Origin of the sequence: Methylogaea oryzae (assembly GCF_019669985.1) — a bacterium.
Taxonomy (GTDB): domain Bacteria; phylum Pseudomonadota; class Gammaproteobacteria; order Methylococcales; family Methylococcaceae; genus Methylogaea; species Methylogaea oryzae.
The window spans coordinates 975,268-987,524 of sequence record NZ_AP019782.1 but is presented as its reverse complement, the minus strand read 5'-3'; the positions used below and the strand labels follow the sequence as shown (position 1 = coordinate 987,524).

At 64.9% G+C, this 12,257-nt stretch carries 11 protein-coding genes and 1 pseudogene; all 12 read left to right on the top strand.

Features of this window, described 5'->3' with window-relative positions:
• Positions 1 to 74 precede the first annotated feature (74 nt).
• Positions 75 to 1,148: a phage protease gene (locus K5607_RS04820; protein WP_221048363.1), complete on the top strand. Its 1,074-nt coding sequence runs from the start codon at positions 75 to 77 to the stop codon at positions 1,146 to 1,148.
• 32 nt (positions 1,149 to 1,180) lie between these two features.
• Entirely contained in the window at positions 1,181 to 1,579 is a 399-nt protein-coding gene (locus K5607_RS04815) for a hypothetical protein (protein ID WP_054774473.1), read from the top strand.
• A gap of 41 nt (positions 1,580 to 1,620) precedes the next feature.
• The gene (locus tag K5607_RS04810) at positions 1,621 to 2,661 is read left to right on the top strand and encodes a Mu-like prophage major head subunit gpT family protein (RefSeq protein WP_221048362.1); all 1,041 of its coding nucleotides are present in this window, start codon (positions 1,621 to 1,623) and stop codon (positions 2,659 to 2,661) included.
• Positions 2,662 to 2,733: 72 nt separating this feature from the next.
• Entirely contained in the window at positions 2,734 to 2,949 is a 216-nt protein-coding gene (locus K5607_RS04805; protein WP_221048361.1) for an HI1506-related protein, read from the top strand.
• A gap of 3 nt (positions 2,950 to 2,952) precedes the next feature.
• Complete coding sequence (locus tag K5607_RS04800; protein WP_054774474.1) at positions 2,953 to 3,360, top strand: gp436 family protein; 408 nt, start codon at positions 2,953 to 2,955, stop codon at positions 3,358 to 3,360.
• Positions 3,361 to 3,364: 4 nt separating this feature from the next.
• Positions 3,365 to 3,796 carry a phage tail terminator protein gene (locus tag K5607_RS04795; RefSeq protein WP_221048360.1) on the top strand — a complete coding sequence of 144 codons (432 nt, stop codon included), beginning with the start codon at positions 3,365 to 3,367 and terminating at the stop codon, positions 3,794 to 3,796.
• On the top strand, positions 3,789 to 4,028 hold the full coding sequence (locus tag K5607_RS04790; protein ID WP_054774685.1) for a hypothetical protein: 240 nt from the start codon (positions 3,789 to 3,791) through the stop codon (positions 4,026 to 4,028). Before K5607_RS04795 ends, K5607_RS04790 begins: the two co-directional genes overlap by 8 nt.
• A 189-nt stretch (positions 4,029 to 4,217) precedes the next feature.
• On the top strand, positions 4,218 to 5,186 hold the full coding sequence (locus K5607_RS04785) for a phage tail tube protein (protein WP_054774684.1): 969 nt from the start codon (positions 4,218 to 4,220) through the stop codon (positions 5,184 to 5,186).
• A gap of 64 nt (positions 5,187 to 5,250) precedes the next feature.
• A complete protein-coding gene (locus K5607_RS04780; protein WP_054774683.1) occupies positions 5,251 to 5,631 on the top strand; it encodes a phage tail assembly chaperone in 381 nt (126 codons plus the stop codon).
• A 107-nt stretch (positions 5,632 to 5,738) separates the two neighbouring features.
• Positions 5,739 to 5,966 (top strand): annotated as a pseudogene (locus K5607_RS04775) (DUF1799 domain-containing protein); the annotation flags it as partial.
• A 38-nt stretch (positions 5,967 to 6,004) separates the two neighbouring features.
• Positions 6,005 to 10,723, top strand: coding sequence for a tape measure protein (locus tag K5607_RS04770; RefSeq protein WP_221048359.1), 4,719 nt, complete (start codon positions 6,005 to 6,007; stop codon positions 10,721 to 10,723).
• Complete coding sequence (locus K5607_RS04765; RefSeq protein ID WP_221048358.1) at positions 10,723 to 12,255, top strand: hypothetical protein; 1,533 nt, start codon at positions 10,723 to 10,725, stop codon at positions 12,253 to 12,255. The genes K5607_RS04770 and K5607_RS04765 overlap by 1 nt, the downstream gene beginning before the upstream one ends.
• The last annotated feature ends 2 nt before the right edge of the window (positions 12,256 to 12,257 follow it).

The window sequence follows — 12,257 nt, the reverse complement described above, 5'->3', positions numbered from 1 at the left end:
CGCTACCCTCCATCATCGGCACCGGAACCCCTTCCGGGTTAACCCCGCCGCGCCGCATCCCCAGAATGCGGCCCATGGCAAAAACTAAATCCCAAGCCGCTTCCCCCGTAGCTGTCTGCACCGTCGCGTTGCAGCAGGTGGACGGCGCTATTCAGATTTTTCCCGCCGGCACCTTCGACGCGCCGCGCGGCGCCCTGGCCGGCGCCGGGCCGTGGACCCTGAACGACCAGGCCGCCGCCGCGTTGATCGCCCTGGCCGCCCAGCGCATCAACCCGCTGGTGGTGGACTACGAGCACCAGACCCTGCTGGCCGCGCAAAACGGCCAGCCGGCCCCGGCCGCCGGTTGGATCGCCGCCGCCAGCTTGGAATGGCGCGCCGACGGCCTATGGGCGACGACCTGCGAATGGACCGAGCGCGCCGCCGCCATGATCGCCGCCGGCGAATACCGCTACCTGTCCCCCGTGTTCCGCTACGACCGCACCACCGGCGCCCCGCTGGAGCTGTTGATCGTCGCCTTGACCAATAACCCGGCCATCGACGGCATGGCCGCCGTTGCCGCCGCCACCGCCGCCCTTTCCACTTCAACCCCGGAGACCGCTATGGACGCTGATGATTTGATGCAGGCGCTTTGCTACCTGCTCAACCTACCGCTGACGAGCACCAAACAAGAAGTGCTGGCCCAGATCGACAAGATGAAGGCCATCATCGCCAACGCGCCCGCAGAGGCCGCCGCTTCCGGCCTGCTCGGCGTGTTCAACGCCCAGTCCGCCGAGATCGCTGCCCTCAAGAGCGCCAGCCCGGACCCGGCCAAGTACGTGCCCATGGAACAGCACGCCCAGGTGCAAAACGAACTGGCCGCGCTCACCGCGAAAGTGGAAGGCGGCGAGCGCGACCGGTTGATGACGGCGGCGTTGTCCGACGGCCGCATCCTGGCGGCCCAGGAGGCCTACTGGCGCGCCCAGCCCTTGGCGGCGCTCACGGCTTACCTGGACGTGGCCCAGCCCATCGCCGCTCTGACCGGCACGCAAACCGGCGGCAAGCCGCCCGAAGGCAAGGCCGACGCGCTGAGCGCCGACCAGCTGGCGATTTGTTCCCAGCTGGGTATCTCCGCCGAGGACTACCAGGCAACCCTGGCCGCCCAGGCTTAACCCCATCGCGTTAACCACTTAGGGAGAATCCCATGGCACTTGCAGCCGACCGCGACACCCCCATGAAGGACGGCGAACTGATCCAGGTTCCCGTCGCCACCGCCGTCCACATCTACGCCGGCGCCCTGGTGGCCGCCAATGCCACCGGCTACGCCACCCCCGGCGCCACCTCCACCACGCTGACCTACCTGGGCCGTGCCGAGGAGAACGTCAACAACACCGGCGCCGACGGTGCCAAGACCGTGAAAGTCCGCCGCCGCAAGGCGTTCAAGTGGCTGAACTCCGGCGCCGACGCCGTCACCCAGGCCAGCCTGGGCAAGACCTGCTACATCGTCGACGACCAGACCGTGGCCGCCACCAACGGCACCAACACGCGCTCCGCCGCCGGCATCGTGGTCGGCGTGGATAGCGACGGCGTCTGGGTTTACTAAACAGACCCGGCCAAGATCAACCTCCTAAACAGGATCACACCATGAAGAAGTCCGTCACGCTGCTGCTACTCTTCGCCGCCAGCCTTTTCGCCATCGCTGGCTTCGGCGCCGTCCCCGACTGGCACATGTCGCCGGATTCGGGCGAACTGATCGCCCCCAACATAGCCCTGGCCGGGCTGATCGTGAACCGGGATAACCTGAACACCCTGTTCATCAGCCTCAAGACGACGTTCAACAACGCGTTCAGCGCGACGACCGGCCAGTGGCAGAAGATCGCCATGAAGGTGCCGTCTACCTCCGGCCAGAACGATTACAAGTGGCTGTCCACCTTCCCGAGGATGCGCAAGTGGATCGGCGAAAAGGCCATCAAATCCCTGGCGGGCTTCACCTATACCATCGTCAACGACGACTGGGAGGCCACCGTCGAGGTCAACCGCAACGATATGGAGGACGACAACTTGGGGATTTACGGTCCCCAGGCGCAGATGGCCGGCTTCTCCGCCGCCCAGCTGCCGGACGAGATCGTCTTCGACTTGGTCAACAACGGCTTTACGTCGCCCTGCTTCGACGGTCAATACTTCTTCGATACCGATCATCTGGTAGCCGGGGCCAGCGTCGCCAACAAGGGCACCAAGGCGCTGAGCGCGGCCACCCTGGCGGCGGCCCAGGCCAGCTATGGCGCCTATCGCACGGCCATGAAGAAGTTCAAGGACGACGAAGGCCGCCCGCTGAACATCACGCCCAACATTCTGTTGGTCCCGCCCGCTCTGGAAGACACCGCCAACGCCCTGATGACCGTGGACCGCCTGGAAGACGGCAAGCCGAACCCCTACAAGGGAACGGCCACCGTAGTGGTGGACGCTCGTCTGAGTTCCGACACCGCCTGGTTCCTGTTGGATACCACCAAACCGGTGAAGCCCTTCTTGTACCAGGAGCGCAAGGCGCCGGTATTCGTGCAGCAGACCGACCCGCAAGCCGACGACGTGTTCACCCGCAAGATGTTCAAGTTCGGCGCCGAGGCCCGCGCGGCTGGCGGATACGGCTTCTGGCAGCTGGCCTTCGGTTCCGACGGCACGACCTAATAACCCTTCGACGATAGGCAGGCCTGGCGCGCTGATCCGCGCCGGGTAAGCACGAACCCACAGGACACGATCATGGCAGAACAGAAAGACCCCAAACCCAAGGCCGCCGAAAAAGCTCCCGGCCTGCGCGTCACCGCCAAGCGGGAAGGCTTCCGCCGCGCCGGCTGGAACTGGTCAACCGCGCCCATCGAACTGCCCGCCGCCAACTTCAGCAAGGAAGAGATCGCCGCGCTCAGGGCCGAACCGATGTTGGTGGTGGAAGATATCGAAATCGCTGCCGAGGTCTAAGCCGTGGCCTACGCCGTCAAGCAAGACCTGATCGACCGCTACGGTGAGGCCGAGCTGATCCAGCTCACCGACCGGGCCAGCCTGGGCATCATCGACGACACCGTGCTCGGCCAGGCCATCGGCGATGCGGCGGCCGAAATCGACGGCTACCTGTCCGGGCGCTATCAGTTGCCGCTGGCCAGCGTGCCGTCGGTGTTGGTGCGCATCGCCTGCGACATCGCCCGCTATCGACTGTACGACCAGGCGGCGGCCGAGCAGGTAACCAAACGCTATGACGACGCTGTGGCGATGCTGCGCAGCATTGCCAAGGGCGAGCTGAGCCTGGGCACGGACGGCGCCAGCGCGCCGACCGTCGCCAATACGGCGCAGATCGAGTCCGCCGGCAGCGTTTTCAGTCGGGACAAGCGGTAAGGCTATGCAACTCGCCCCCATCGTCAGTCGCCTCAAGTCGCAAGTACCGTCCCTGCAAAATCGCGTCGCCGTGGCCGCCAGTCTCCCCGCCGCCATACAGGACGCGAAAGTCTCGCACAGCGCTTGGCTGTTGGCGCCGAGGGAAAAGGCGGGCAACAACGAAACCATTGGCCAGATCAAGCAGGATGTGGAATCCCGCTTCTCGGTGCTGGTGGCGGTGCGCAATGTGGCGGACGCTACGGGCGCCGCCGGCCTGGCTGCACTGGACTCCCTGCGCGCGTCGGTCGATCCGGCGTTGCTGGGCTGGCGACCGGCGGCGGGCTATGACCCGCTGACCTATGCGGGCGGTCAATTGGTCCATGCCGGCGACGGATGGCTGCTGTGGGCCGACGAGTACAAAACCAACCATTCCATCAAGGGAGCCATCAGTGGCTAAAAAAGACACCCAGCAAACCCGTTTCGTCCGCTTGGACGCCCCTGGCGTCATTGCCTGCGGCACCTATCGGGCCGGCCAGGTATACGAGGTGGACGCAGCCGAAGGAGCGCGGCTGATCGACTGCAAAGGGTTTGTGGAAGTTGAGCCACCGCCCGCTGTGCCCGACGAGCATAGCGAAGAGGCCAGTATGTCCGACCTGCCGTCGAGCGGCGATCCCGCCGGCGGCGAATAGCATTACCCCATGACGCCTACGCCACGGAAGGACCGGTCGCGCTCTCTCTCCGAAGCAGCCGAACTCGCCCCCCACTCGCGGGGGCTTTCTTTTTTGGTAACACCGGAACGCCGTCCGGGTTAACCGTCGCATAGCCCCTCCCTAAACTGTCGGCAAAGGCGAATCCCTCGCCGGTTTAGGAGTTCTCCCATGCCCCAGGCACGCGGCTCGCAAGCGGCCCTCACGCTGTTCGAGGAAACCACCTACGGCACCGATCCCGGTACGCCGGACGGCAAAAAACTGTATTTCGTCAGCGCGGACTTGTCGTCCGATCAGAACCTGATGGATTCGGAGACGATCACCGGATTGCGCGAACGCGCCCGGCCCGTGCAGGGCAATATCACGGTGAGCGGCAACGTGGATATGGAAATCGGCGCGGAGAGCATCGGCACGCTGCTCAAGCATGCACTCGGGCAGCACACCACCACCGGCACCGGGCCGTATGTGCACACCATCACCCTGGGCGATCTGCCGGTGGGGATGACGCTGGAAAAGGATTTCGGCGCGAACATCTCCGGCACCGGCCGTTATGAGAAATTCAACGGTTGCCGCGTCAAGAGTCTCGCGCTGGATTTGCCATCCGAGGGTTTCCCCAAGGCCCAGTTCGCCATCGTCGGCGCCAGCTCCACGCTGGCCTCCGCGCCGTTGGACGCCTCCATTACCGATTACGGACACACCTCGTTTTCCGCGTTCGAGGCCAGCATTCAGGAAGGCGGCGCGGCCATCGCCGTGGTGACGGCGGCCAAGATCAATCTGGACAACGGCCTGGACGAGTCCGTCTACGTCGTCGGCGGCCAAGGGAAACGGCGCGCGTTGCCGGAGCAGTTCAGCACGGTGACGGGCGAAATCACGGCGTTGTTCGAAGACCCCACGCTGCTGAACAAGGCCATCAACCGCACGGCGTCCAGCCTCAAGATCACCTTAAGCCGCGGTACGGCGGACGGCTCCGCCGGCAACGAAAGCATCGAGTTCTTCGTGCAGAACCTGGACTACCAGCGCAAAAGCCCCGGCATCCAGGGGCCGAAGGGCATCCTGATTACGCTGTCGTTCAAGGCCTATCGCGTCAACACAACTACGGCGTTCCAGATCACGCTGAAGAACGCCGTCGCAACCATCTAACGAACGCCCTCAGGGGTTTGGGGTGAGGGCGACTCATCCCTGTTTTCTCAAACCGGAGATTCCCATGCTCAAAACCACCCGCACTACCGATTCGTTCCTCTGGCCCGTCCGAATTCCCCAGGCCGTCGACGGCGGTCGAGTCGAGCACAGCGCCATCCAGATGCAGTTCCGCCGATTCAGCCGCGAGGAATTGGCCACGCTGCGCGATGACGCCACGCCCGGACCGGACGACGCGCCCATCTCCCAAGAGGAAGCGCTGGAGCGCGACACGGACTACATCCTGAAAATCGCTACGAATTGGAAGGACGTTGACGTAGATGGCGACACGGAGTTCACCCGCGACAACCTGCGCGCGGTGTTGAACGCTTATCCCATGGCCACCGCCCGCATCGTGGAGGCCTTCTGGCAAGCACATAACGGCGAGGCCGCGAGAAAAAACTCGTAGACCTCGCCGAGTGGCTCTGCGGCGGCGGGCCGGAATACTGCCGGGCCTGCCGCAAGGCGCGCGGCGAGGACGACGATTGCGACGATTGCAACCGGCCGGAGCCGTGGCCGGAAAACGCAGCGACGGTCGCGGTGTTTAGCGCTTGCCATACGCAATGGCGCCGCACCGTGGCGGCCGGCCCGTCCGGCGCGGTGGTGACGTTCGACGGATTGGATTATCCGGGCGTGGCCACGGTCATTCGTGCGCACGGGCATCGTGGCGTTAAAGCGGCGGCGGTTTTCAACAGCGTGCAGATCATGGAGGAAGCCGCGCTGGAAGTGCTGAACAAATCGTAGAGGAACCGGTTGTGTTCCGACCAACCTAAAACAGGCTCATGAGCGGCGACATCAAACTCGGCATTACCATTTCGGCCAACGCCCAACAGGCGCGGGCCGAGGTGCGCGTAACCGAGGGCGATCTGGCTAAGCTGGGCGCGGCCGGGGCGAAGGCCGGCGGCGATGCGGCCGGCGGGCTGAATAAGCTCGGCGACGCGGCCAAGCGAACCGGCGGCGACATGACGCGGCTGGGGACGGATGCCAGCCGGGCGATGGATCGCCTGGGCGCCTCGGGTACGGCGGGAAGCCAGTCTCTCGTCCTGCTGGAAGCAAGGACTAGGGCGCAGGCCGCCGCCACGGCTGCACTGTCGTCGACATGGGCGAAGCTCGGTGCCGACGCCAGCCGGGCGATGGACGCATACAGCCGAGCCGGACAACAAGGGTCGGCCGCCCTGGCCAGGATGGAGGTGTCCGCCGTCGGCGCGGCACAGGGCGCCGCCGGACTTGCCGGCTGGCTTAGCAAAGCGGCAGCCGCCGGGACGTTATTTTTTGCGGTGATCGGTGGCGGCAACGCGCTGCTACAAACCGCTACTCAATTCGACAAAATCGACAAGGCGCTAACCAGCGTCACCGGCTCCGCCGGCGCATCTGCCGCGCAAATGGCATTTGTGCAGGACACGGCGAAGCGGCTAGGGATAGGGCTGGTTAGTACCGCCGATGGCTATGTAAAACTCACTGCCGCAGCTCAGGGAACCGAGCTGCAAGGCGAAAAAACCCAGCAGATTTTTACGGCCGTTGCCAAAGCGTCGGCCGCGCTGGGCCTATCCAGCGAAGACACCAGCGGCGCGCTGCTGGCCATCGGCCAGATGATGAGCAAGGGCAACGTCCAGGCGGAAGAGCTGCGCGGTCAGCTCGGCGAACGCCTGCCCGGTGCGTTCCAAATCGCTGCCCGCGCCATGGGCGTGTCCACCGCCGAACTGCAAAAGATGCTGGAGCAGGGGCAAGTCGTTGCAACGGACTTCCTTCCCCGGTTCGCCGCCGAGCTGGATAAAACCTACGCCAACGCCCGCTTCGACGGCATCCAAAACAACATCAACCGCATCGGCACCGAGTGGGATTTGCTGAAAGCGCGGATGGCCGACACGCTGCCGATCAAGGCCGGCGTTGAGGCGCTGGCGGGCGCCCTGGCGGCGCTGAATAAGGAGCTGGACAAGACGCCGCTGGAAGCGGCCCAGGGCCGGTTGGCCGAGGCCAATGCGCTGGGCCTTTCGGGAGGCCCCAACGAAAAACGGGTCGCTCAGTTGCAGGCCGAGCAGTCCGCGCTGTTCCGGCGCATCGGCGGGTCCGGTTCGCGGTTCAATGATTCGGTGCCCGATATCGCCTCCGTCAATCTCGCCGGGTCGTTGTCCGCCGGATCGTTCAACGTGGGTGCGAGCGATTCGTTTTCGCCAGGCGCCGCATTCAACCGCGCAGTCGGCTTGCAAAATACCCAACAGGCCATGGCCGGCGCGCTGCAAACCTATGAGCAGCTGCATGCCGCGACCGAGCGCGCCGCCCAAGGCACCCAGAAGCTGGCCGGTGCCGAACTGGCAATGGCCAAGGCCACGCTGGCCGCCGACGAAGCCCACGCGCGCCGCACCCACAACACCCAGGCGCTGGTCGATATTCTGGCCAAGCAGCAAATGGCCGAGCATGGCTATACCGAGGAGCAGGCCCGCGCTATCGCGCAAAACAAGGTGCGCGAGGAACAGGAAAAGGCAGGGCTCTCCACCAGCAACAAAGCCGCCACGGCCGCGCAAACCCTCTCCGAAAAAATCAACGACATCGTTGCAGGCTATACCAAAGAAGCCGGCGCGGTAGGTTTGAGCGCTCGCGAGGCGGCGGTTTACGAGGCCGAGCAGAAAGCGATCATTGGGTTAACGGCCCAGCAGATCGAGCAACTGAAGGCACAGCCGGAATACTGGAACCGGTTACGCGATGCCGCCGGGCAGGCCTTCGACGCGCGCCAGGCGCAAGAGCTGGACAAGTACGTCAAACAGCTCAACGGCTCCATCGAGGACAGCGTAGCACTGGACCAGCAGCGCATGGCGCTGATGCAAAGCGGTGTGGTGGGCGATGCGTTGGAGAGCGAGCTGGCGCTGCGCAAAAAAATCGCCGACGTTACCCGCGAGATGCAGGACAAGGGGGCCGGCGCTGACGCCATCGCCGAGGAGGTATCGAAAATACGCTCATCCTGGTCGGCGATTTCCGGCGCGGCGGCGGATGCGGCCAGGAAGGCCCAGGATGACTGGAAGCAAACCTCGCAGGCCATCGAGCAGGGGTTGATCAATGCCCTGATGGCCGGATTTGAAAAGGGGAAAAGCTTCGGCCAGAACCTAAAGGACACGTTAAAAGCCCTTTTCAAAACGTTAATCCTGGAGCCGGTCATCCGTCCGATTGCTAACGGCATTTCGCAGGCGGTGAGCGGCGTGGTCAGCAATGTGGTCGGTAGTGCGCTGGGGAATAGCGTGTCCGGCCTGTTCGGCAATGGGCTCTCGGGGATCGTGGGCAATGTCGCCGGATCGGCGCTGGGCAGCGTGGTGTCGGACGCCGGCGGCGGTTCGCCGATGGTGTCGTCCGGCGGTGGCGGGATGGGCACCATCGGCAATATCGCGAGCATCGGGTCGCTGGTCAATAACGCCACCGGCTGGGGCACGCAAGCGCTGAACAGCGCGGGCAGTACCGTCAGCGGGTGGTTGGGCGGTTCGTCGGCCGGCGCGGTGGGCGCTACGCAGGCGGCGGGCGTACAGGCCAGCGGCGCGGTAACGTCGGCGTATACGGCTTCGTCCGGCGCCGGCAGTGCGGCCGCCGGCGCGGCGGCGGGCGGCGCCAGTACGCTGGCCGGTGCGGCGGGTGTGGTCGGAGCAGGATACGGCGCCTATAACGCCTACAAAGATTTTTCCCATGGCAACATCGCCGGCGGCGCGCTGAATAGCGCCAGTGCGATCGGCGCCGGCGCGGCGGCCTATGCGGCACTGACCGTAGGGCTGGCCGCTATCCCCATCGCTGGATGGATCGCATTGATCGGTCTGGCGATCGCCCAGGCTCTCGGCGCCGGCAAGCCGAAGCCGCCGCAAAGCAGCGCCCGCGTCCACTTCGACGGCTCTACCAATCCCGGCGAAGTCCTGGCCGCCGATTCCAAATACGGCGGCAGCAAGAAAGGCGCTATCTCGCTGGCCTCCAACACCGGCGCCAACGCCATCAACGCCTTCAACGCGACGCTGGGCTACAACCCCGGCGAATTCGACGTGCTGTCGAAGATCGTCGGAACCAAAGGCCAGGTCACCGGGCTTGACGGTAACGAGGCGTTTTTCAAGTCGAACCGATTCAAATTGAAGAAGGTCGACTTAGCTAAGCTCGGCGAGGATTTCGCGCTGGCGCTGGCGAAACACCGGGTAGACCGAGCGCCGGACATTTACACGAAAAACGCCATTCTTCAGTCGGGCACCTGGGAGCAGTTGAAGGGCGAGTTGGCATTCATCGGGCAGGTGAAAAACTTTTTGCATCCGGTGACGCAATGGGAAACCGATCTGGGCAAGATCAACTCCCAAATCGATGCATTGATTCCCCACGCGGTGCAGCTGGGGTTCGACCAGGCCGAGTTCGAGAAGAAGCGCCAGGCGGCAATACACGGGCTGCAAAATCAGTTCCGAGATCAGCTGGACCAGTTGGCCGGCCGGCCGGCCGACGTGGGGCGGCAGATGGAGGCGCTGACCCAGCGATTCGACGATTTGCGCCAGGGGGCGGCGGCTCTTGGGATTCCGCTGTCGGAAGTGGACGCCGCCTTTACGGCCGCGCAGCGCAATCTGCGAAATCAATTCCTCGACCAGTTGGACCAGTTCGCCGGCCGGCCCGCCGACATGGGGCGGCAGATGGAAGCGCTCGCGCTGAAATTCGAAGACTTGCGTAGAGGCGCGGCGGCCCTTGGGATTCCGCTGTCGGAAGTGGACGCCGCCTTTACGGCCGCGCAGCGCAATCTGCGAAATCAATTCCTCGACCAGCTGGACCAGTTGGCCGGACGCCCGGCGGATATCGGGCGGCAGATGGAAGCGTTAAGCCTCCGGTTCTCCGAAATGCGCGATGGCGCGGCGGCGCTGGGCATTTCCGTTGGTGAGGTAGAGGTCGCGTTTTCCAAGGCCAAGGACAGCCTGGTGAACAACGTGCTGGGCGGTATCCGCCAATTCCTCGCGGGGCTGGACTCCGGCAGTTTAAGCACGCTGTCGCCGGAACAGATATTCCGCAATGCTCAGGGCGATTATGGTGCGACGCTGCTTAAGGCTCAGGCGGGGGACGTTACCGCCATCGGCGAACTGGCCGGCAAGGCGCAGACGTATCTTGAGCAAGCGCGGGCGTATTACGCCAGCAGCGCGGGTTACTCGGCCGCCCACGACAGCGTCGTCTCCGGGCTGCAAATGGTGGATAGCAGTTACACGGCCAGGTTGCCGCAGTTCGCGGCGGGCGGGCTAGCCAGCGGCTGGGCGATTGTCGGCGAAAACGGGCCGGAGGTCGTGAATTTCACATCGCCCGGCCGTGTGTACACCGCCGAGCAAACGCGCGCGGCGCTAAACGGGGACGGCGGGGGCGAGACGGTCGCCGAGTTGCGGGCTCAAACGGCCGAGTTGAAGGCCATGGTGCGGGTGCTGTCCGCCGGCATGCAGGCATTGGAAAAACGGCTGGCTTCGGTGGACGCCAACACCGCCAGCATCGATACGCGCCAGCGGCGCGAGGCGGCGGGCTGATGGCCGATCACGTTTACTTGGCCGAGATTACCGCCGCCATCGATGGCGCCGGCACGACCACCGTGCTGCGATATGGTACGGAAGGCCATATCACCGCGCCCGGCGAAACGCCCCCCAACGCGTTCTACGATCCCCGGCTGCGCCAGCCTGGCAGCCTCGCCCGCAATCTATTCTCCGACCGGACCACCAGCGGCGCCAGCCGGATCGGCTACGGCGAGATTACGCTCATCAATAACGACGGCGCACTGGACGCACTGGCCGGCTATGGCTTCGACGGCCAGCCGCTGGTGGTGCTGACCGGCCCGCGCGGCGCGCCGTACCCTTCCGGCTGGACGGTAGCGTTCACCGGCACCATGGAATCGGCCGAGTTCACTGCCACCGAAGTCATCATCCGTCTGCGGGATCGGCTGGCCGAGCTGGATAAGCCCGTGCTGCAAACCCTCTACGCGGGCAACAACAGCCTGCCGAACGGGCTGGAAGGCACGGCGGACAATATCAAGGGGCAGCCGAAGCCGCGCGCCTATGGCTCAGTGTTTAACGTGTCGCCGCCGCTGGTTAACACCTCGCGATTGATTTATGAAACGGGAAGCTGCAAAAGCGTGGACGCGGTATACGACCGCGGCGCCGCTCTCACCAAGGGCGCGGACTATTCCAGCCAGTCGGATATGGAAAGCAATGCGCCGGCCGCCGGCAATTTCCGCGTTTGGCCGGCGGGCGGCTATTTTCGGCTGGGATCGTCGCCTGCCGGGCAGATCACGGCGGACGTGACCCAGGGCGCGGCGGCGGGTAACCGTACGGCGGCGCAGCTGCTGAAGCAGATCGCGCTGGACGCCGGTATTGCTGCCGGCGACATCGTCGCCGCCGATGTGGCGGCGCTGGATGCACTCAACAGTGCGGCGGTCGGCGTGTGGGTCAGCGATACCAGTACCGCCGTGCAGATCATGGATGCGGTGGCCGCCAGCGTGGGCGCTTGGTACGGCTTCGACCGCTCGGGGCGCTTGCGCATGGGCCGCCTGGACGCGCCGGCGGGTACGCCCGCCGGCGCATTGGATCAGCACGATACGATCGGTCTGGAACGGGTCACCGCCAGCGATGGGACGGCGCTGCCGATCTGGCGCGCCATCGTCAACCATGCACGCAACTGGACGCCGCAGTCGTCCGACCTGGCCGGGTCGGTGGGCGATGCCCGAAAGGCGTGGTTGACCGAAGGCACCCGCGTGTCGAAAGCCGAGAACAGCAGCGTGAAGGCCAAGCATAAGTTGGCCGGCGAACTGACCCGCGACACCCTGCTGGTAGCGTCCGCCGACGCCGACACCGAGGCCGCGCGGCTGTTGGCCCTCTATGCCGTGGATCGGGAGGTCTACCGCTGCAAGGTCGAGGCGTCGCCGGCGCTTTGTTCCGCCATCGATCTGGGCGCGGTCGTGTCGTTGACCCATAACCGGTTTGGTCTAACCGGCGGCAAGCTATTCAGGGTTATCGGTGTCACGACCGATTACCGCACTAACCGCCTGGAACTGACGTTATGGGGATAGGC